Below are 20337 nucleotides of genomic sequence, written 5' to 3' on the forward strand. Positions count from 1 at the left end.
TTCAGGGAGGGCGTGGAGTGAGAAGAGGCCTGTTCCTACCTTCATTAGGCATCCTGACGGTCCTGGCGGCCGTCCTCGTGGCCGGGCCGCCGGCGTCGTCAGCCACGGAGCCGCCCCCGTCGAAGCAGTACCAGGTCGACGGCCCGTCGAACGTCACCCAACGTTCCGCGGTGGCGCGCACGGGTGCGGCGATCGACGAGGTCCACGGCAGGAACGTGGTGGTCACGGCCAACCCCGAGGAGGTCAAGGCCATTCGCCGGCTCGGCTTCACCGTGACCGAGCTCCCCGCGGAGACCGACGACGGGCAGGTCCACACCCTGGACTTCCCGCCGGCCGACTCCGGCTATCACAACTACGCCGAGCTGACGGCCGTGGTGAACCAGCTCGTGGCCGATCACCCGGCCATCGCGAGCAAGTTCACCTACGGCACGTCGTACGAGGGAAGGGCGCTCATCGGCGTCAAGATCAGTGACAACGTGGGCACGGACGAGAACGAGCCCGAAGTGCTGTTCACCCACCACCAGCACGCCCGCGAGCATCTCACCGTCGAGATGGCGATCTACCTGATGAACCTGCTGACCGACTCCTACGGCAGCGACAGCCAGATCACCGATCTCGTGAACACGCGTGAGATCTGGATCCTGCCCGACCTCAACCCGGACGGCGGCGAGTACGACGTCGCGACCGGGTCGTACCGGTCATGGCGCAAGAACCGCCAGCCCAACTCCGGCTCCTCCAGCGTCGGCACCGACCTCAACCGCAACTGGGCCTACAACTGGGGCTGCTGCGGCGGCTCGTCGGGCAGCACCTCCAGCGAGACCTACCGCGGCTCGGCGGGCGAGTCGGCCCCCGAGGTGAGGGCCACCGCGAACTGGGTGCGCAGCCGGGTCGTCGGCGGCGTACAGCAGATCAAGACCAACATCGACTTCCACACCTACGGCGAGCTCGTGTTGTGGCCGTACGGGTACACGACCGCGGACACCGGGCCGGGCCTGACGGCCGACGACAGGAACGCCTTCGCCACGCTCGGCAGGAACATGGCGGCGACCAACGGCTACACCCCCGAGCAGGCGAGCGACCTCTACATCACCGACGGCTCCATCGACGACTGGTTGTGGGCCACCCAGAAGATCTTCAGCTACACGTTCGAGATGTATCCCGTCGCGAGCAACCCGGGCTTCTACCCGGGTGACGAGCAGATCGCGACGCAGACCGCGCGGAACAAGGCGGCCGTCCTCATGCTGCTGGAGTACTCGGACTGCGTCTACCGGGTGATCGGGAAGGAGTCGACGTACTGCGGCGGCGGCGGACCGGCGCCCACGACCGTCTACTCCGACACGTTCGAGACCGCCACCGGCTGGACCGCCAACCCCTCCGGCACCGACACGGCGACCTCCGGAGCCTGGGAGCGGGCCAACCCGGCCGACACCAACTCCAGCGGGGCCAAGCAGCTGGGGACGACGGCCGGCGGCAGCTTCGACCTGGTCACCGGCGCCGCGGCCGGGACGAGCGCGGGCGACTTCGACGTGGACGGCGGCGTGACCTCGATCCGATCCCCGCTGATCACGCTCCCGGCATCTGGCAACCTCACGTTGTCGTTCTCGTGGTACCTCGGCCACGGGTCCAACTCCTCCAGCGCCGACTACCTGCGCGTACGCGTCGTGGGCAACACGACGAGCACCGTCTTCCAGCAACTCGGCGCCGCCACCGACCGGGACGCCGCCTGGAGCACGGCCAGCGCCTCCATCAGCGGCTTCGCCGGGCAGCAGGTGCGGATCCTCGTGGACGCCGCCGACGCCTCCGGCGCCAGCCTCGTGGAGGCAGGCGTGGACGAGGTGAAGATCACCCAGTCCTGACCCGTCAGACCCACTCCCATCGGATCCCGCGGGCGCCCGGACGGGCGTCCGCGTCGATGAGATGGACCGTGCCGTACGCGTCGACGTGCAACTCGCCCGCGTCCCCCGGCTCCGCCCACGGGTCGGGGGACCAGGTGTGGAAGCAGCGGACCGGCAGCGCCGGGCCCTCGAACCGGACCTGCACGACGTGCTGCTGCACGGGGACGTGCAGGAGACGCACATGATGGTCCGCGTCGAGCGCGCCACCGGAGAATCCGGTCGAGTACTCGAGGACCCTCGTCTCCCCGGCGGCCAGCGGCCGATCGAAGATCAGTTCGTCGAGCGTGCGCGTCCCCGTCTCGTCCGGGCCGCTGCGCCCCGGCCGGCAGCAGTCGGTCCGGAGCAGCCGGATGCCCGGCGGATGCGCGATGACGCAACGGTCGGTGCCCGGCGCCGTCGCCCGCAGGACGATCCGGGCGCGGGCCAGCCGCCGCTTCCGGTCCGCGCCCACGACCACCTGCTCGTGCTGGCTGAGGACCGTGATCAGGCCGGGTGACGGGTCCGTACGGCGACCGCGCGGCCGGGGCGGTCCCAGCAGGCCGATCAGCGAGTACGGCGGGAGCGCCAGGATGGCCTCGAGCTCGCGCAGAGCGACGAGGGAGGCGGCGCGCTCGGGCCGCGACCGGCCCCGCTGCCAGTAGCTCAGGCTCGACAGGCTGATGCGCACGCCCCGCTCGCGCAGCCGGGCGTGGATGCGGTCGAGGCTCAGCCCCCGCGTCCGGATCGCCACCCGCAGGGCCTGCTCGAAGGGCCCGGACCGGAGGACCTCCACGAGCTCACGATCGGACACCGAAGCTCCTTGTCAGGCGTGACGAATCCCCGACCCATTCCCCGAGCTCCACTCATGGTGCTTGACCCGGGCAAAGTCATCAATGTCGAAATCCCTGTCGATCGACGCGCCTTCGCGGGTGGGCCCGACCTGAGTGCCCCGCAGTGTTCTCAGGCCGTTCGTCGTGAGGTGGGGATTCGCCGGGTACGGTTCTCTCCCCGCCTCCGGAGCAGGCGGAGCGCGGGAACAGTGTGGGAACGCTGTGGAACAGAGTGGAAACAGGGGAAAGGAGGGCGGATGACCCGCTACGACGAGCACGACCAGGCGCGCTGGGTGCCCGAGCCGCCGGGCAATCCCGAGCGGAGCGCGTTCGAGCGGGACAGGGCGCGGGTGCTGCACAGCGCGTCGCTGCGCCGCCTCGCGGCCAAGACCCAGGTCGTGACCCCGACCGACTCCGCCAGCATGCACAGCCCGCGCACCCGGCTCACCCACTCCCTCGAGTGCGCCCAGATCGGCCGCGAGATGGGCAAGGCCCTCGGCCGCGACCCCGATCTCGTGGAGACGGCCTGCCTGGCGCACGACCTCGGCCACCCGCCCTTCGGGCACAACGGCGAGATGGCGCTCGACCGCATGGCGGCCAAGTGCGGCGGCTTCCAGGGCAACGCGCAGAACCTGCGCCTGCTCACCCGCCTGGAGGCCAAGGTCGTGACGGAGGACGGCCGCAGCGCCGGGCTCAACCTGACCCGCGCGACGCTCGACGCGGTGTGCAAGTACCCCTGGACCAGCCACGCCTTCCAGGCCCCCGGCGTGCCCCACGCCCGCGAGGGCCGGCCGTACTGCGTCTATCCCGACGACCTCCCGGTGTTCCAGTGGATCCGGGAGGGCGCCCCCGCGGGCTCGGTCAGCTTCGAAGCGCAGATCATGGACTGGGCCGACGACGTCGCGTACTCCGTCCACGACCTGGAGGACGCCCTCACCTCCGGCCACGTCACCCTCGACGCGCTGCGCGACCCCGGGGAGCGGGCGGCGGTCTGCCGCCTGACGCGCGACTGGTACGTGCCCGACGCCGACCTGAACGAACTCGCCGAGATCTTCACCCGGCTGGTCGCCGACCCGCTCTGGCCGGGCCGGTTCGACGCCGGCCTGGTCGACCTCGCCGGGCTCAAGCGCCTCACCAGCGGGCTGATCGGGCGCTTCTGCACGTCCGCGCAGGACGCCACCCGGGACGTGTACGGCTCCGCCGCCGTCCGCGGGACGCGGGCCGGGGGAGAGCCGGCGGGTCGTCACACGATGGACCTCGTCGTGCCCGCGGCGACCCGGCTGGAGTGCGCGCTCCTCAAGGGGGTGACGGCCACGTACGTGATGTCCAGGGAGGACCACCACGCCACCCAGGCCAGGCAGCGCGAACTGATCGCGGAGCTCGGGTCGCTGATCATGCTGGGCGCTCCCGGGACGCTCGAGCCCGCCCTGCGCCCCCGGTTCGAGGAGGCCGCCGACGACGCGGGGCGCCTGCGCGCGGTCGTCGACCAGATCGCCTCGTTGACCGACGCCTCGGCCCCGGCCTGGCACCGGCGGCTGTCCGCCCGCGCGTGACCGACGCCTCTGTCCCGGCCTGGCACCGGCGGCTGTCCACCCGCATGTGACCGCGGCCCGATCGCGCCTGATCGGGCCTGTCGGGGTCTGATCGGGCCTGTCCGGGCCTGTCCGGGCCGGTCTGTGCCGCCTCGGTCGTCTGGGGGAAGCGCCGTGGGCATCCGACCGCCTGAGATAGCTTCGACGGCGTGTGGCCTGTGGCAGGCGGCACGAGGAGAGGTCAAGGAGGAACCATGCCCACCTTTGTGATCATCGGCGCCGGGCTGGCCGGGGCGAAGGCGGCTGAGACCCTTCGCGCCGAGGGGTTCACCGGGGACATCGTGCTCGTGGGAAGCGAGCGGGAGCGCCCGTACGAGCGTCCGCCGCTCTCCAAGGGCTATCTCCAGGGATCGACGGACCTGGCCAAGGTCTACGTCCACGAGCCTGAGTGGTACGACGTCCAGGGCGTCGACCTGCGGCTGGGGACCACGGCCACGAGCATCGACCCGAAGGCGCGCACGGTCACCCTGACCACGGGGGACGGGCGGGACGTCGTCGCGGCACAGCCGTACGACAAGCTGCTGATCGCGACCGGCGCGAGGCCGAGGACGCTCGGCGTGGAGGGCGCCGACCTCGACGGCGTGCACTACCTCAGGACCGTCGCCGACAGTCAGGCGCTGCGCACCGCGTTCGCGCGCGGGGGCGACGTGGTGATCGTCGGTGCGGGGTGGATCGGCCTGGAGACAGCGGCCGCCGCCCGGCAGGCGGGATGCGCGGTCACGGTCGTCGAGCCGGATTCCACCCCGCTCCACCGGACCTTCGGCCCGTCTGTCGGCGAGATCTTCGCCGCGCTGCACCGGACGCGAGGCGTCGAGTTCCGGCTGGGCGCCTCGGTCCAGGCGCTGCGCGGCACGTCAGGCCTCCAGGAGGTGGTCACCTCGGAGGGCGAGGTGCTGGCCGCGACCGACGTCGTCGTCGGCATCGGCGCCGCGCCCAACGTCGAGATCGGCAGGACCGCCGGGCTGGAGATCGCGGACGGGATCGTCGTCGACGCGTCGCTGCGCACCTCCGATCCGGACATCTACGCGGCCGGCGACGTGGCTGAGGCGGTCAACCCCCTGCTCGGGCGCCGGATCCGGGTGGAGCACTGGGCCAACGCGCTCAACGGAGGCCCGGCCGCGGCCCGTTCGATGCTGGGACAGGACGTCGTCTACGACCGCGTGCCGTACTTCTACACCGACCAGTTCGATCTCGGCATGGAGTTCTCCGGGGACGTCACCGGCCATGACCAGGTCGTGTACCGCGGCGACCCGGCGATCCACACGGGGGTCGCGCCCGAGTTCCTGGCCTTCTGGGTCAAGGAGGGCTGCGTGCTCGCCGGGATGAACGTCAACGTGTGGGACGTCACCCAGGAGATCCAGTCGCTCGTGCGGGCGGGACAGGAGGGCAGGGCCGTGGATCTCGGACGGCTCGCCGACCCCGAGGTCCCCCTCGGCGACCTGCTCGCCTGACCTGCCCGTGATCTAGGCGGCCGCGCCGTCGGCCGGCGGGCTCTGCGTGCTCTGCGGATCGGTCTTCTGCACCGGCCTGGGCACGCAGAGCACCGTGCACTTGGGGAGCGCGCCGACCCGCTTGCGCACGTTGATCACGGTCTGCTTGGGCGACAGCGTGCGGTTCCCGCTACGCCACGCGTCCAGGAAGGTCCACGGCTCGACCATGCCCCGGCGGATCCACCAGTACTTGGGGTCGGTCGGCCACGAGATGCCGAAGTAGAGGTTGGCCGCCGTGTCGAGCGCGTTGCCGGAGTTGCCGATCGACCCCAGCCGCTGCCCGGCCCTGACCTTGGCGCCCGGCTTCAGGCCCGGTGTGACGGAGTAGAGGTGGCCGCCCAGGTAGAGCACGCCGTCCTTGCCGAGGATCGTCACGAAGCGGCCTTCCCGGTCCGCGCCGACGTCCGTGTCCGGCTTCCACGTGCTCTCGGTGTTCACCTCGCGCACGACGCCGTCGACCGGCGCGACGAAGGCGCATCCCTTGCCCGCCCAGATCGTGCTCTTGGGCAGGCCGGCCAGCAGTTTGCGCGTATAGGTCGTCCGGCATCCCTTGACCGGGAACACGTAGGTGAAAGGCGACACCTTGGGCGGCAGGACCCGTACCGGGTCGCTCCCGGCGGGCTTCCCGTTCGCCGGCCGGGCGGTGGCGGCGGCTCCCGAGGGCGTGCCGGCCGCGGACGTGCCGCCTGTGGATGTGGATGTGGATGTGGCCGACGACGACGGTCGCGCCGCGGTCGCGGCGGCGTCTCCGGACGGCCCGCTGCAGGCGGCCGCAAGACATCCGGCACCCGCGAGGAGGGCCAATTTCCCCGATCGCATGATCTCCACCTGGTTGACCTTACTGAACTTCTCCTTTGTAACGGACCGCCGCATTCGTCACGACCTGTTCGTTGAAGTCGCCCGGCCCCGCCGTCCGGGGCGGCCGTACGGCGCCGCCGCCATACCGGCCGGATCCCGTCTGGGCGGGGGGAGCCCACCGCACCGCCGACAGGCCCTAAAATCGCCAGAGTGGCAGGGCGGATCAGTGACGAGGACATCGCGGTCGTTCGCGAACGATCACCGATCGCCGATGTGGTCGGTGAGCACATCCAGCTGCGCAACGCCGGTGGCGGCAATCTGAAGGGCCTGTGCCCCTTCCACGACGAGAAATCGCCCTCGTTCAACGTCACGCCCGCCCGCGGCTACTACTACTGCTTCGGCTGCGCCGAGGGCGGCGACGTGATCACGTTCGTCCGCAAGATCGAGAACTTGACGTTCACCGAAGCCGTCGAGCGGCTCGCACAGCGGGCCGGGATCCAGCTCCGCTACGAGCAGGGCGGATACGTGCCCGGCCGCGAGCAGGGAGAGCGGGTCCGCCTCATCGAGGCGCACCGGGCGGCCGCCGAGTTCTACGCCGAGCGTCTGGCCACGCCGGACGCCGCGCCGGGACGGCGGTTCCTGTCCGAGCGCGGCTTCGAGCGCGTCGACGCGGAGCGGTTCGGCGTCGGCTACGCGCCCGCCGAATGGGAGGCGCTGTCGCGGCACCTCATGGGCCGCGGGTTCACCGCACAGGAACTGATCCGGGGCGGCATCGCCCGGGAGGGCCGCAGGGGGCCGATCGACCGGTTCCGCGGCCGCCTCGTCTGGCCCATCAGGGACATCACCGGCGACGTCATCGGCTTCGGAGCGCGCAAGCTGCTCGAGTCCGACGACGGCCCGAAGTACCTGAACACCCCCGAGAGCCCGATCTATCACAAGAGCTCCGTCCTGTACGGCGTCGACCTGGCCAAGCGGGAGATCGCCAAGCGGTCCCAGGCGGTCATCGTCGAGGGTTACACCGACGTGATGGCCTGCCACCTCGCCGGGGTGCCGACGGCGGTCGCCACCTGCGGCACGTCGTTCGGCGAGGAGCACATCAAGGTCCTGCGCCGGCTCCTGCTCGACCAGGCGGAGTTCCGCGGTGAGGTGATCTTCACCTTCGACGGCGACTCCGCCGGGCAGAAGGCCGCGCTGCGGGCCTTTCAGGACGAGCAGAAGTTCGTCACCCAGACCTTCGTCGCCGTCCAGCCGGACGGGCTCGACCCCTGCGACCTGAGGGTCAAGCAGGGGGACGCGGCCGTGCGGGACCTGGTGGCCAGCCGGGAGCCGCTGTTCGCCTTCGCCATCCGCAGCGTCCTGTCCCGGTACGACCTCAACACCAACGAGGGACGTCTGGGCGCGCTCGACGCCGTCGCCCCCGTCGTGGCGGGCATCAAGGACCCCGGTCTGCGCAAGACGTACGTCGTCGACCTCGACCGCTGGCTCGGCTTCATGGACGAGGGCTTCGTCATCCGGAGGATCCAGCAGGTCATCGGACGGGACCGGGGCCCCGGCCAGGCGCGGGCGCCGAAGCAGGAGACGGTCGATCCCGCGGTGCGACTGGAGGCCGAGGTGCTCAAGCTCGCCGTCCAGCGACCGGCGCTGCTCGGGCCGGAGTTCGACGCGCTCGGCGCGGAGACCTTCACGCTCCCGGAGCACGTCGGCCTGTACGGGATGATCATCGGCGTCGGCGGGACCGTCACGGGAGGGCCGGGCGGTCGTGAATGGGTCGACCGGCTGCTCGAGCAGGCCGGCTCCGCCGGGGAGACGGGGGAGGCGGGGGCCGACCTCCGGTCGATGACGACCCGGTTCGCCGTCGAGGCGCTGCGCGCCGACACCGCCGTCGAGGAGCGGTACGCCGCGGCGATGCTGGCCAAGCTCCACGAGACCGCGGTCGGCCGGGCGCTGGCCCAGGTCAAGTCACGGTTGCAGCGGCTCAACCCGGTCGAGGAACAGCAGGAATACAAGCGGCTCTTCGGCGAACTGGTGGCTCTCGAACAGCAGCATCGCGTGCTCAGAGAACGCGCCGCCGGAGCCTGAAGAATTCTCCTTTCCACATCCCGTGACGGTCAAACATTATTTTTGATCTCAATACGGTATTGGATTCTGTCTTACCTTCAGTGACAAAAATAGGCCTGCCATTTTCCGGTATCCATATTGCAGACTGTGTTCCGTGGGTGCATCGGTGCTGCCAAGCAGGCCGCCATCGGTAGATCAGGTGGCGGAGCTCGTCGCTAAGGGAAGGGAACGCGGAAGCGTCACGATCGACGATGTGGCGTCCGCGCTCGACCGGTCCGAGCTGCCTGCCGACGCGCTTGAGCGCGTCGTGCGCATGCTCGCTGAGAACGGCGTTGAGGTCCTCGAACCGCAAGGGGATGAGGAGCCCAGCAAGCCCGACGAGGAGGACGTTTCCAAACGAGCTCCAACGAGTGACCTGGTCAGGATCTACCTGCGGGAGATCGGCCGCGTTCCGCTGCTGACGGCGGAGGAGGAGGTGGAGCTGGCCAAGGCCATCGAGGCCGGGCTCTTCGCCGAGGACAAGCTCTGCGAGAACACCGCCCTCCGGCTCGCCCGTCCCGAGTTCGAGGACCTCGTCTGGGAGGGCGTCAGGGCCAAGCAGCGGCTCATCGAGGCGAACCTCCGGCTGGTGGTCTCGATCGCCAAGCGGTACGTGGGCCGCGGAATGCTCTTTCTAGATCTCATCCAGGAGGGCAATCTCGGTCTCATCCGGGCGGTTGAGAAATTCGACTACACCAAGGGATATAAGTTCTCGACGTATGCCACGTGGTGGATTCGCCAGGCGATCACCAGGGCGATAGCGGACCAGGCGCGCACGATCCGAATTCCGGTCCACATGGTCGAAACGATCAACAAATTGGTCCGGGTGCAGCGCCAGCTCCACCAGGATCTCGGCCGGGAGCCCGCCCCCGAGGAGATCGCGGCGGAGATGGGCCTGCCCATCGACCGGGTGGTGGAGATCCAGCGGATCGCGCAGGAACCGGTCTCGCTGCAGTCGCCGATCGGTGAGGAGGACTCCGACCTCGGCGACTTCATCGAGGACGCCGACGCCGTGGTGCCGATCGAGGCGGCGGCGTTCATCATGCTGCAGGACCAGCTCGACGACATCCTCGCGACGCTGTCCGAACGTGAGCAGCGGATCATCCAGCTCCGGTTCGGCCTGGCCGACGGCCATCCGCGGACGCTGGAGGAGGTCGGCCGCGAGTTCGGCGTCACGCGGGAGCGGATCCGGCAGATCGAGTCCAAGACGCTGGCCAAGCTGCGCCACCCGACCCGGGCGCAGATGCTGCGGGACTACCTCGACTGACCACGTGCGGGGTCTCGCCTGTCTCAGGCGGGGCCCCGCGCCCTCGGTCCTCTTGATCCTCGGCGTGCGGCTGAGTGACCCTCGCGCGGTGCGGCCGCTTGGTTTCCGCGTGTTGCGGCCCCTTGATTTCCGTGGTGCGGCCCCTGGGGCGCGGGCGGATTCGTCCATGGGCCACGCGCCGGATAGCCTGCCGGTATCAATGGTCGTGCTCAGTGGCGGTGCTCGTTGGCTGGTTCGAAGTTGTCCCTTTTCGGCCTGACCGGCGGACGGCTCGGGTCCCGCCGTCTGCCCTCCGAAGTCCGTACGGCTCTCGCCCTGGAACCCCACGAGCGGGTGATCAGCCACGCGCTGATACCCGAAGGCGACTTCGCGGTGGCCACCACGCACGCGCTGCACCTGCCCGGCGGCCGGCGGCTCCCGTGGCACCTCATGGACAAGGCGGTCTGGGACGAGGAGGGCGTCACCGTCACGATGACCGACGGCGTCTCTCACCGGATTTCGCTGCCCGAGCCGGGCCTGCTGCCCGAAACGGTCCGTGAGCGCGTCACAGCCTCGATCGTGGCCAGCAGGAGGGTCCAGCTCGACGCGCGCGGGGGAGTGCGGCTGGTGGCCCGCAGGGTGCCGGGATACGACACGCCGCGATGGGAGTTCATCTTCGATCCGGGGCTCGATCCGAACGATCCCGGGCTGCGGGCGCTCGCGGAACAGGCCCTGGAAGAGGTACGGCGGAGCCTCGGGGTCTGAGGACCACGGGGGCGTCGGCTCCGGGTCTGAGGACCGCAGGCGCTCGGCTCCGGGTCTGAGAACACGGAGCCGGAGAATCTCCAAGCTTGGGAAGCCGCGGTCCGGGTGGGGCCGCCTGGGCCAGGTCCGGCGGATGGGCGGCCGGAGAAGCAGATCCACGCGGAGCCGGCCGGGAACGGCCGGGGTCGGGGAGGCGGAAGCCCCCGGCGTGGGCCAGGGGCTTGCGGTGCGGGGGATCGCTCAGGTGATCCGGTCGGGGTCGTTGCCGGGCCAGCCGGTGGCGACGCCCACCCTCTCGTCCTCCCAAGATCCCTGCTTCTTCAGGAACTTGCCGCTGAGCTTGTCGCCGGCCAGGTCCTTCGCCTTGCCCGCCACCTTCGAAGCCTGAGCGCCGACCAGGCCCGCCGCCTCCTGGACGCTCGGGCTGTCCGCCACCCGCTGAGCGGCGCGCTTGATCTGTTCGTAGCGCTCACGCCCGGCTCGGGTTCCCAGGACGTAGCCGATGGCCAGCCCGGCGGCGAACATCGCCTTGTACCGCATCTTCCACCTCCGCGCTCGTGCTCTCCGCCCCTTCTACCCCGGAGTCCTGCATCTATCCAAGCGGAATGGACGTGACAGAGTCCCCCAGGAGTGCGCTAATCTAGTTCCGCGCCGCAAGACGGGCCCGCAAGGCCCGATCAGGCGGTACAACGCAATCCCGTGTAGCTCAATCGGCAGAGCAGCCGGCTGTTAACCGGCAGGTTATAGGTTCGAGTCCTATCGCGGGAGCTTCAGTAAAGCTGAGGAACACACAGTTCAGGCCTCCTTCCCAGATCACGGGCAGGGGGCCTGAGTCGTTCCGGGAGCCAACCGGGTCTGGTCGCCGTTGCCGAACACCGTGTCCGTGGTGGTCCGGCAGTCCGCCTTCAAGGCGGTGTGTAGCTGAGCCGCGCAGCCCCGGCCGGTCTCATGGCCGGCCGGGACTGTGCGCGCCAGAACCGTCGGTGGCAGATCAGCGATCAGGCCGTACGGCGGGCAAGGAGGTGGGCCTGCGGGAAGCCTCGCTGGGGGTCCTCGCCAGGAGCGACGATCAGCCGGGCCACCTCGGCGAGCCCGACCTTGAGTAGCAGCTCGGCCACGCGGTCGGGCGAATACCGGTAGGCGAGGGACACCGTGTGGTCGAATGCCTCCGCAAGCTCGGCGGGGTCGTCGTATCCCTGGAAGGAGAGCAGCAGGTGGCCGCCGGGCGCGAGCACGCGGTGGAACTCGGCGAGCGTTTCGGGGAGCCGCTCAGGCGGGGTGTGGATGATCGAGTAGTTGGCGAGAACCCCGGCGAGGGAGGCGTCCTCCACATCGAGGGCGCCCATCAGCCCCACCTCGAAGCGGAGCTCTGGATGGGCGTCCCGGGCGAGCGCGATCATCTCCGGCGACAGGTCGATGCCGAAGGCGGTGACGCCGAGGGAGCGGAGATACGCGGTGACGTGGCCGGGGCCGCACCCCACGTCCGCCACCAGGCCGTCACCGGCGGCCCGGACCAACTCGGCGAAGAAGGAGATCATCACGCGGTGGACCGGGTTGGCAGGAAAGTGTTCGCCGATGAACTCGGCGTAACGGGCGGCGTTGGTGTCGTAGGCGGTGCGGGTGGCGGTGAGATAGTCCGGCTCGGTCATGGGGGGTCATGCTAGTGCCGCGACCGACGAGCACAGCGAGATACCCAAACTGCAGTGAGCTTGATCGCCGTTCCAGATGCGAGTGACAGGCGTGGGAGCGCCCCCGTTCCTCGCATCTGGAATAGTCACCAGGCGTATGACGACTGCCGCGTTGCCCGAGAGGATGACCATGGCTCCCACCAGCACGATGACCGCGGAAGCTGTTGCCCTGCAGCACTACCTCGACGCCCAGCGGGCCAGTGCGCTGATGATCCTCGACGGGCTCACCGACGAGCAGTTGCGGACCTCGGTCCTGCCCTCGGGGTGGACGCCGCTCGGGCTGATCAAGCATCTGGGTTATGCCGAGCACCACTGGTTCCAAAGGGTGTTCCGCGGAACCGCGGCCGATGTGCCATGGCCCGATGACGACGAGGAGCTGATGACCTCGGCGCATCCGGTTGCGGAGGTGTTCGCCTTCTATCGGGAGCAGTGCGAACGAGGCAACGCCCTGCTGGCCACCACGCCGCTGGACGCGAAGCCCGCCGGGCGGCACGGCAGTGACCCGGACGACGAAGTCGCCGATCTGCGCGGGATCGTTCTCCACATGATCGAAGAGACCGCCCGGCATCTCGGCCACCTCGACGCCGCGCGCGAGCTCCTCGACGGTCGCACTGGCCTCGGCCCGCGCTAAGGCAGGCCCGCATAAGTCCTGCCGTGGTCGGGAGCGGAATCGACAGGTGCAGAGGCGTGATCGGCTGAGCGTCCCAAGGGGAGCGGACCTGCGCTTTCGTCCTTTCAGCCGAGTTGAGGACGTTGGCATGGGGCGTTATTTCGATTGACACCGGGGCGGGGCGATCTGGAGGGTGGAGCGGTGTTCGACGATCTGCCGGTGGGTGTGCGAGCGGCCTTCGGGGTTTCGTCCGGGCCGGCGCGGCGGATACCCGGAGGAGGCGGCGCCTGCTGGCAGGCGGGTGGTCTGGTCCTCAAACCCGTCCAGCATCCGGTGGTGGCGTCGTGGCAGGCAGAGGTGTTCGCCGACCTGCACGGTCCGGGTTTCCGGGTGCCGCAGCCGGTGCGTGCGACTGACGGCTCATGGGTCGTCGGCGGGTGGGCGGCGTGGACCGCGGTCGAGGGCGTGCCGGCCCCAGTGGCGCGGTGGCCGGAACTCGTCGCGGCCAGCAGGGCTTTCCACGCGGCCCTGGCCGATGTCCCGGCGCCCGGCTGGCTGGGCCGCGGCCGAACCCGCTGGGACGTCGCCGAGCGGGTGGCGTGGGATCAGGCCGAGGTCGAGCTGGCGCCGGAGCTGTCGGATCTCGTGGACGGGTTGCGGGCCGCCACCCGGCCGGTGCGGTTGCCCAACCAGCTCGTGCACGGTGACATCGCGGGCAATGTGTTGTTCGAGGCTGGGCAGCCGCCGGCGGTCATCGACTTCTCACCGAGCTGGCGGCCCGCGGGGTATGCGTTGGCGGTCGCTGCCGTGGACCTGCTGGCCTGGTCCGGCGCACCGCCCGGCATCCTCGACGAACTCGCCTGCGAGGACGACATCGATCAGCTCTTGCTGCGCGCCTTGATATGGCGCCTGGTCACCGAGTCGCTCGGGCGGCCCGACCCGGACAGCAGGCAGGCAGTCCGCCGTGCCAACCAATCGGTGGTCGAACTGCTGCTGTCACGCGTGGCCGGCCGGCCCGCGACCACCGTGCCGCCGACCGACGCTGAGATCGCCGAATCGGCCGGCCGCGCACTCGGCAGCGAGATCGTCGGGCTGCGGCCGGTCACGGGCGGGCACAGCAGGTCCGTGGCGCGGATCGCCGACCGTGCCAAGGGCGGTTCGGTGTTCGTCAAGGTCGCCGAGATCGCCGATCGCGTCGAATTCGGCACGGAGTCGGCGGTGTACGAGGCGCTGGGCGACCGGCCGTTCCTGCCGCGGCTGCTGGCGAGCACACGCGAACCGCTGCAGATGCTCGTACTGGAAATGCTCGAGCCGGAGTACTGGCTCCGTGAGTGGACCCCCGGCCTCGTCGAGGCCACCCGCAAGCTCCTCCACGACGTGCACCTGCTGCCCGCGCCGCCCGGTGTGCCGGTGTTGCGGGCGAGGCCCAACCCCTGGGAGGCCATCGCCGCCGACCCGGCACGCCTGCTGCGTATGCACGTATGCTCCCAGCGATGGCTGGCCGACCACCTGGACACGCTGCACGGCGCGGCCGCCCAGGCACCCACTGAAGGGGACAGCCTGATCCACCGCGACGTACGCGCCGCGAACCTGTGGTGCCACGGCGGCCGCCTGGTGCTGGCCGACTGGGCGTCGGCGGCGATCGGCGATCCCTGGCTCGACCACCACCTGTGGCTCGTCGCCCTGCACGCCGAAGGCGGCCCCGCGCCGGACATCGACCAGGGACCGCACGCCACCGGCCATGCCGCCCTGATCGCCGGACAACAACCCCTGCTCACCCCGGCGCGCGACACGGACCCGATCCTGTTCGACCAACGCCGACGCCGCCTCACCGCCGCCCTGTCGTGGGCCGGCCGCCTCCTGGACATTCCGCCTCCGCAGCCGACGACCTGACACGTGATGCCACTCACGAATTCGCCCTCGTGCCGCGAGTCGCGCCCTTCTCAAACGGCGTCAGGAGCTCGGCCATCGATCACGCATGGCGGGATTCACCGAGATGGCGTCCGACCATGTGGCATCCATGCGGAGCGCCGCGCCGAAGGGTGCGGCCCCGGCAGTGATGTCCCGGCAGTGATGTCCCGCGTCCCAAGATTCGGCGAGGTAGGGTCCGGGGCAGAGACGCGATCTTGGCGGATGAACGCACCACAAGGGGGTGCCGCGATGGGCGCACTTGAAGTACGGCTGCGACCCGTGACGGAGGACGATCTCGCCCTGTTCCGGCGTTTCGCCACCGAGCCGGGATTGATCGGCCTGGACTGGACGGGGTTTCGCGATGCGCAGGCCGCGGCGCGGCGTTACGCCACCGACGGTTACCTGGGCGAAGACGACAGCAGGGTCATCGTCGAGGTGGACGGCACGGCCGCAGGCCTCATGAGCTGGTCGGTCCGAGGATTCGGGGTCTCGCGATACTGGGAGATAGGTATCGCCCTGCTTCCGGACTGGCGCGGGCGTGGCATCGGCTGGCGGGCTCAGGCGATGTTGTGCGACTACCTGTTCACTCACACTCCAGCCGAGCGCATCCAGGCGGCCACCCACCCGGAGAACATCGCAGAACAGAAGTCGCTGGAGAAGGCCGGCTTCACATTGGAGGGCGTTCTGCGCGCGGTGGAGTTCCGTGCCGGTCAGTGGCGTGACGGCTGGATGTACAGCAGACTGCGGAACGATCCGCCTCCGGCCGATCTCTGAGCGGCCTTCGCCGGCGCGATCGGGCCGCTGAACCAGATCACCTGCAGCGCGTCTGAGCAAGTCGGAACGCCCTCCCTGCCAAGAGGCCCTGTTCGGCCCTTTGTAGCGTTGGACTGAGCTGCGGAGGGGAGGCCTCCCGTGCGGGACGTGGCGTCGGCGGATGTGGTGGACCGGTTCTTCGCGGCCTGCAACGCCCACGATTCGGACCTGTTAGGCCGGTGCTTCGCCTCGAACGTCGCCGCGGTGGGGCCAGATGGGCAGGCCGAGAGCCGGGAGGAGGTCGTCTCCTACTACGCGGTCATCTGGACGGCAGTGCCCGACATGCGGTTCACGGTCTGGCAGACGATCGTGGAGGGGGAAGAGGTCGCGGCGACAGCCTTGGGCACCGGCACGCACACCGGTCCGCTCCTGATAACGGGAGGCGACTTGGTTCCCGGGACCGGGCGGCGGATCAGCATCCGCTGCTGCTGGGTCTTCACCGTGGAGCAAGGCCTGATCGTCAGCTATCACCTTTTCTATGATCAGTTGGAGATGTACGCCCAGCTCGGGCTGCCGATGCCGGGGGGCGGCACGCCCTGGTGAGCCCGGCCTCGGACTGGACGGCTCGTGCACTTCGGCCCAGCGACCCAGTCGTCCTAGAGCCGATCAGCAGGGAGCCGGCTCGGCCGGGCCATCGCCTCAATCTGCTCGCCACCGTCTGTCCAGGATGAACGATCTCCCCTGAGGTCCTTCGCCGCCGCCGTGCCTGGTCGGCGATCCCTCGGGCCCGTGCGACGGTCGGGGACATCCGGATGTTTCTCCCGAAGATTGCCCCCTTGTGGTCGAATGCGGGGACAAATCACGGGACTTCGCCGAAAATGTGAGTCGCTGCGCCTTTCCTGAGAAGTCGTGGCTGCCGCGGACCACAAACATCGCAGTGGGGTGAGGGCCACTGCGCAGAGGGCGCCATCGCCACCCCGGAACCGGCGTGACGTCCGTGAGTACGAAGTGTGTGGCGGTCGTGCTGACATGGTTCAGGTCCAAGCAGGTTACGGAAGCCGTACAGCAACAGGGATGCGAGGAGGGCATCGACAGGGGGGAGGCTGAGGACTTCATCCGGCTTTACCACGCCGAGAACCCGTCCGCCGGGTCGGTGAAGCCCCGGCTGCGCGAGGTCGCCCGAGAGATCTCCCAGACAGGTACCTATACGCATACGCCGGGCGAGCTCGCCTTCGGGGCTCGGGTGGCGTGGCGCAACAGCAACAAGTGCATCGGCCGGCTCTACTGGAAATCCCTCCGTGTCCGAGATCGGCGGCACGTCGACACGGCCGACGGCGTCGCGGAGGAGTGCGTGGAACACCTGCGGGTGGCCACCAACAAGGGCAAGATCCGGCCGACGGTCACCGTGTTCGCGCCGGACAGGCCGGGCGAGCAGGCCCCGGTGATCTGGAACGACCAGCTCATCCGGTACGCCGGGTACAGGCGGCCCGACGGGTCTGTCGTCGGCGACCCCGCGAACGTCGAGGTGACCGAGGCCGCCGTCCGGCTCGGCTGGCGAGGCCGTGGCACCAGGTTCGACGTCCTGCCCCTCATCATCGAGGCCAAGGGCACCCCTGCCCTGCGAGGACTGCCCGCCGAGGTCGTCCTCGAAGTTCCCCTCCGTCACCCGTCGTTCCGGTGGTTCGCCGATCTCGGGCTGAAATGGCATGCCGTACCGGTCATCTCGAACATGTGCCTCGAGATCGGCGGCATCCGCTATCCGTGCGCCCCCTTCAACGGGTGGTACATGGGCACGGAGATCGGCGCCCGCAACCTCGCGGACGCGGACCGGTACGACCAGCTCGCAGTGGTCGCAGAGCGGCTCGGGCTGGACATGTCGCACGACCGCACGCTCTGGCGCGACCAGGCGCTCGTCGAGCTGAACGTGGCCGTCCTGCACTCCTTCGAGGAGGACGGGGTGGCCGTCACCGACCATCACACCGAGGCCAGGCGGTTCATGCTCCACCTGGAGAAGGAGGAGCGCAGCGGTCGTGTCTGCCCGGCGGACTGGTCCTGGATCGTGCCGCCTCTGTCCGGCGCGGCCACACCGGTGTTCCACCGCTACTACGACGATGTGGAGCTGACTCCGGCGTTCGTCCGCCGAGACCGGAATCAGAGCCTCGAAAGGTTCACGGAAGGCCGCTGCCCGGTGTAGAACATAATTCGGTAGGGGAGGGCGACATGGTGGTGCTGTCCGAGAACGACGGCGGGGTGCGGATTCTCACGTTCAACCGGCCCGAACGGCTGAACGCGTGGACCGACGAGATGGGACGGCGCTACTTCGACCTCCTCGAGGAGGCCGAGCGGGATCCGTCGGTCAGGGTCATCGTGGTCACCGGCGCAGGCAGAGGCTTCTGCGCCGGGGCCGACTTCGCGACCCTGACCGCCATCCAGACCGGTGACTACGACGGCAAACCGGACACGCGGCCGAACACCTTCCCCGTGACGATCCGCAAGCCGGTGATCGCCGCGGTGAACGGCGCGTGCGCCGGGCTGGGGATGGTCCACGCCCTCGTGTGCGACCTCGTCTTCACGGCCGAGGACGCCAAGTGGACGACCGCCTTCTCCCGCCGGGGTCTCGTCGCCGAGTACGGCCTCGCCTGGATCCTGCCCAAGCTCGCCGGGCAGACCAAGGCGATGGACCTGCTGCTGTCCGGCCGCGTGTTCACGGGCGCGGAGGCCTGCGAGCTCGGTCTGGCGGCCCGGGCCGTACCGCGTGACCGGCTCATGGAGGAGACCCTGGCGTACGCGAGCGAGCTGGCCGAATGGTGCTCGCCCGCGTCGATGGAGGTCATGAAGCGGCAGGTCTGGGGTGACTGGAACGTGTCCCTCGACGAATCGAGGGAGACGGCACAGGAGTTGATGCGTGAGTCGTTCGAACGGCCCGACTTCGCCGAGGGGGTCGCCAGCTTCCTCGAGCACCGGCCGCCGGACTTCCCGCCGCTAGGCTGAGCGGTCCGGGGCCGGTCCGAGGAGTCTCTAGGCGAGCTTGCGGGCGCCCGCGGCGGCCGACGCCGGGTAGATGGTCGGAGCGGCCCAGCCGCGCTCTTCGTAGGCGCGTAGAACCTCTTCCCGAACCCGGTCGGCCTTCTCCTCGGCGACAAGGGCGATGGCGGAGCCGCCGAACCCGCCCCCGGTCATCCTGGCGCCCCTGGCGCCGCCCTTGACGGCCGCCTCGACCGCAACGTCCAGCTCCGCGCAGGAGACCTCGAACTGATCGCGCAGCGAGAGGTGGGAGGCGATCAGGAGCGCCCCGATCTCCTGTACGGCTCCCGCCCGCAGCAGCCCGATCAGAGCCTCGACCCGGTGGTTCTCCGTCACGACGTGCTGCGTCCGCTTGCGCTCGTCGCCCGTGAGCCGTTCGAGGGCGGCCGCGAGGTCGGTGACGTCTCTCAAGGAGGCGACGCCCAGGTGCTTGGCGGCGTTCTCGCAGTCCTGGCGGCGGCGGGCGTACTGGCCGTCGGCCAGCTCGTGATGCACGCCGGTGTTGATGATCAACAGCTGGAGTCCGTGCGCGGCCAGGTCGAGCGGGACGGCGCGGGAGGCCAGGGACCGGCAGTCGAGGAACAGCGCGTGACCCTCCTTGCTCAGGACGGACGCCGCCTGGTCCATGATCCCGCATGGCATGCCGACGAAGTCGTTCTCGGCCCGCTGCGCGATTCTGGCCAGCTCGATCTTGGGCCTGCCGAGGCCGTACAGGTCGTCGAGGGCGACCGCGACGGCGACCTCGAGGGCCGCGCTGGACGAAAGACCGGCCCCCTGGGGCACGTCACCGTCGATCATGACGTCGGCGCCGCGGATGGGAAGGCCCTCCTCGCGCATGACCCAGAAGACCCCAGCCGCGTATCGTGCCCAGCCCTCGGCCTGGTCGATCCGCTCGAGAACCTGGGGCTCGGAGTTCGCCTGAAGCGAGGCGAGACGGACCGTGTCGTCCTCGCGCGGGCGGACCGCGGCCGTGACGCCCCACGGCACGGCGAACGGCAGCACGAAGCCGTCGTTGTAGTCGGTGTGCTCCCCGATCAGGTTGACCCGGCCCGGCGCGTGCCACACCCCTGCGGGCTCGCCGCCAAAGGTCTGCCGGAAAGCATCAACAACGCGCACAATCCCACACTCCTGAACATTTTCGACCTTCCGTAGGTTACCGAGTCGCGACTCGATGGACCCACTCAGCGAGACGCCCCTTTACTGCCCGGGCATGTCGTCGGGCCGTACGCAGGGGGAGGTGGCGGCGAGATAGAGATGATCTCCTTCGGCCCAGCCCAGCGCCAGGATGAACCCATCCGGGCGCGTCTCGCCCGCGATATTGGGATGCCCGGACTCCATTCCTCCCGTGCCGATGATGATGTGCCCCTGCTGGACCCAGTGATCCCGAACCTGGTACGCGATGGCGAGGTTGTGCTTCGCGGGTATGTCGCGGAGCCAGTACGCGCGGCTGACCATCACCTGCTCGGAAGACTCCGTCGGACCGGGGTCGAGACATCGGGAGACGGTCGGAACGATGGCGTTGAGTTCCAGACGCGGTTCGGGGTCGAGGGCAGAGACGGTGTTCGCGAGGAGTTGTTCCACACGGGTCAGCGCCTGCGTCTGGGCGATCGTTGGGGGCATGGCAGACCTTGGTTCTGTGCAGCCGGCCAGGACGGCCAG

The 20337-nt window shown here is 69.7% G+C and carries 18 protein-coding genes and 1 tRNA gene; 13 read left to right on the plus strand and 6 right to left on the minus strand.

The genetic code is table 11. The features are described from left to right. Positions 1–17 precede the first annotated feature (17 nt). Positions 18–1856, plus strand: coding sequence for a M14 family metallopeptidase (locus Pph01_RS00120; protein WP_239116305.1), 1839 nt, complete (start codon positions 18–20; stop codon positions 1854–1856). A 4-nt stretch (positions 1857–1860) separates the two neighbouring features. Here Pph01_RS00120 and Pph01_RS00125 read toward each other — a convergent pair whose 3' ends face one another. Further along, positions 1861–2685, minus strand: coding sequence for a hypothetical protein (locus tag Pph01_RS00125; RefSeq protein ID WP_204070821.1), 825 nt, complete (start codon positions 2683–2685; stop codon positions 1861–1863). A gap of 276 nt (positions 2686–2961) precedes the next feature. On the opposite strand from Pph01_RS00125, the gene Pph01_RS00130 reads away from it, so the two are divergent. Beyond that, the gene (locus Pph01_RS00130; protein WP_204070822.1) at positions 2962–4257 is read left to right on the plus strand and encodes a deoxyguanosinetriphosphate triphosphohydrolase; all 1296 of its coding nucleotides are present in this window, start codon (positions 2962–2964) and stop codon (positions 4255–4257) included. A gap of 233 nt (positions 4258–4490) precedes the next feature. Beyond that, positions 4491–5747: an NAD(P)/FAD-dependent oxidoreductase gene (locus Pph01_RS00135; protein WP_204070823.1), complete on the plus strand. Its 1257-nt coding sequence runs from the start codon at positions 4491–4493 to the stop codon at positions 5745–5747. 12 nt (positions 5748–5759) lie between these two features. On the opposite strand, the gene Pph01_RS00140 is transcribed toward Pph01_RS00135, so the two are convergent. Further along, on the minus strand, positions 5760–6605 hold the full coding sequence (locus Pph01_RS00140; protein ID WP_204071258.1) for a M23 family metallopeptidase: 846 nt from the start codon (positions 6603–6605) through the stop codon (positions 5760–5762). A 189-nt stretch (positions 6606–6794) separates the two neighbouring features. Between Pph01_RS00140 and dnaG the strand changes: the two genes are divergently transcribed. The 3 genes from dnaG to Pph01_RS00155 all read left to right on the plus strand — a co-directional run bounded on the left by dnaG (position 6795) and on the right by Pph01_RS00155 (position 10692). Beyond that, on the plus strand, positions 6795–8663 hold the full coding sequence (gene dnaG / locus Pph01_RS00145; protein ID WP_204070824.1) for a DNA primase: 1869 nt from the start codon (positions 6795–6797) through the stop codon (positions 8661–8663). Between the two features lie 145 nt (positions 8664–8808). Continuing rightward, positions 8809–9948, plus strand: a complete 1140-nt coding sequence (rpoD, locus tag Pph01_RS00150) for an RNA polymerase sigma factor RpoD (RefSeq protein ID WP_204071259.1) — start codon at positions 8809–8811, stop codon at positions 9946–9948. Between the two features lie 225 nt (positions 9949–10173). After that, the gene (locus tag Pph01_RS00155) at positions 10174–10692 is read left to right on the plus strand and encodes a hypothetical protein (RefSeq protein ID WP_239116306.1); all 519 of its coding nucleotides are present in this window, start codon (positions 10174–10176) and stop codon (positions 10690–10692) included. 240 nt (positions 10693–10932) lie between these two features. Here Pph01_RS00155 and Pph01_RS42545 read toward each other — a convergent pair whose 3' ends face one another. After that, positions 10933–11232 carry a YtxH domain-containing protein gene (locus Pph01_RS42545; protein WP_239116307.1) on the minus strand — a complete coding sequence of 100 codons (300 nt, stop codon included), beginning with the start codon at positions 11230–11232 and terminating at the stop codon, positions 10933–10935. Positions 11233–11387: 155 nt separating this feature from the next. On the opposite strand from Pph01_RS42545, the gene Pph01_RS00165 reads away from it, so the two are divergent. Beyond that, positions 11388–11460: transfer RNA gene (locus Pph01_RS00165), tRNA-Asn, on the plus strand. 230 nt (positions 11461–11690) lie between these two features. On the opposite strand, the gene Pph01_RS00170 is transcribed toward Pph01_RS00165, so the two are convergent. Further along, the gene (locus tag Pph01_RS00170) at positions 11691–12341 is read right to left on the minus strand and encodes a class I SAM-dependent methyltransferase (RefSeq protein WP_204070825.1); all 651 of its coding nucleotides are present in this window, start codon (positions 12339–12341) and stop codon (positions 11691–11693) included. Between the two features lie 169 nt (positions 12342–12510). On the opposite strand from Pph01_RS00170, the gene Pph01_RS00175 reads away from it, so the two are divergent. From Pph01_RS00175 to Pph01_RS00200, 6 genes are all read left to right on the plus strand, one after another. Then, positions 12511–13011 carry a DinB family protein gene (locus Pph01_RS00175; protein ID WP_204070826.1) on the plus strand — a complete coding sequence of 167 codons (501 nt, stop codon included), beginning with the start codon at positions 12511–12513 and terminating at the stop codon, positions 13009–13011. A gap of 180 nt (positions 13012–13191) precedes the next feature. Beyond that, positions 13192–14883 carry a TIGR02569 family protein gene (locus Pph01_RS00180; RefSeq protein ID WP_204070827.1) on the plus strand — a complete coding sequence of 564 codons (1692 nt, stop codon included), beginning with the start codon at positions 13192–13194 and terminating at the stop codon, positions 14881–14883. Between the two features lie 267 nt (positions 14884–15150). After that, positions 15151–15675 carry a GNAT family N-acetyltransferase gene (locus Pph01_RS00185; protein ID WP_204070828.1) on the plus strand — a complete coding sequence of 175 codons (525 nt, stop codon included), beginning with the start codon at positions 15151–15153 and terminating at the stop codon, positions 15673–15675. Between the two features lie 138 nt (positions 15676–15813). Beyond that, positions 15814–16257, plus strand: a complete 444-nt coding sequence (locus tag Pph01_RS00190) for an ester cyclase (protein WP_204070829.1) — start codon at positions 15814–15816, stop codon at positions 16255–16257. 418 nt (positions 16258–16675) lie between these two features. Further along, positions 16676–17848 carry a nitric oxide synthase oxygenase gene (locus Pph01_RS00195; RefSeq protein ID WP_239116308.1) on the plus strand — a complete coding sequence of 391 codons (1173 nt, stop codon included), beginning with the start codon at positions 16676–16678 and terminating at the stop codon, positions 17846–17848. Positions 17849–17874: 26 nt separating this feature from the next. Next, complete coding sequence (locus tag Pph01_RS00200) at positions 17875–18645, plus strand: enoyl-CoA hydratase-related protein (RefSeq protein ID WP_204070830.1); 771 nt, start codon at positions 17875–17877, stop codon at positions 18643–18645. A gap of 27 nt (positions 18646–18672) precedes the next feature. On the opposite strand, the gene galK is transcribed toward Pph01_RS00200, so the two are convergent. Next, positions 18673–19794, minus strand: coding sequence for a galactokinase (gene galK, locus Pph01_RS00205; protein ID WP_204070831.1), 1122 nt, complete (start codon positions 19792–19794; stop codon positions 18673–18675). Positions 19795–19875: 81 nt separating this feature from the next. Further along, positions 19876–20298, minus strand: a complete 423-nt coding sequence (locus Pph01_RS00210; protein WP_204070832.1) for a hypothetical protein — start codon at positions 20296–20298, stop codon at positions 19876–19878. Between the last annotated feature and the right edge of the window lie 39 nt (positions 20299–20337).

Source organism: Planotetraspora phitsanulokensis, assembly GCF_016863295.1.
GTDB lineage: Bacteria > Actinomycetota > Actinomycetes > Streptosporangiales > Streptosporangiaceae > Planotetraspora > Planotetraspora phitsanulokensis.

Excerpts from the sequence above, each read along its gene's own strand:
- Pph01_RS00130 (WP_204070822.1), top strand. The coding sequence starts at position 2,962 with ATGACCCGCTACGACGAGCACGACCAGGCGCGCTGGGTGCCCGAGCCG.
- Pph01_RS00135 (WP_204070823.1), top strand. The coding sequence starts at position 4,491 with ATGCCCACCTTTGTGATCATCGGCGCCGGGCTGGCCGGGGCGAAGGCG.
- Pph01_RS00140 (WP_204071258.1), bottom strand. The coding sequence starts at position 6,605 with ATGCGATCGGGGAAATTGGCCCTCCTCGCGGGTGCCGGATGTCTTGCG.
- Pph01_RS42545 (WP_239116307.1), bottom strand. The coding sequence starts at position 11,232 with ATGCGGTACAAGGCGATGTTCGCCGCCGGGCTGGCCATCGGCTACGTC.
- Pph01_RS00170 (WP_204070825.1), bottom strand. The coding sequence starts at position 12,341 with ATGACCGAGCCGGACTATCTCACCGCCACCCGCACCGCCTACGACACC.
- Pph01_RS00175 (WP_204070826.1), top strand. The coding sequence starts at position 12,511 with ATGGCTCCCACCAGCACGATGACCGCGGAAGCTGTTGCCCTGCAGCAC.
- Pph01_RS00185 (WP_204070828.1), top strand. The coding sequence starts at position 15,151 with ATGGGCGCACTTGAAGTACGGCTGCGACCCGTGACGGAGGACGATCTC.
- Pph01_RS00200 (WP_204070830.1), top strand. The coding sequence starts at position 17,875 with ATGGTGGTGCTGTCCGAGAACGACGGCGGGGTGCGGATTCTCACGTTC.
- Pph01_RS00210 (WP_204070832.1), bottom strand. The coding sequence starts at position 20,298 with ATGCCCCCAACGATCGCCCAGACGCAGGCGCTGACCCGTGTGGAACAA.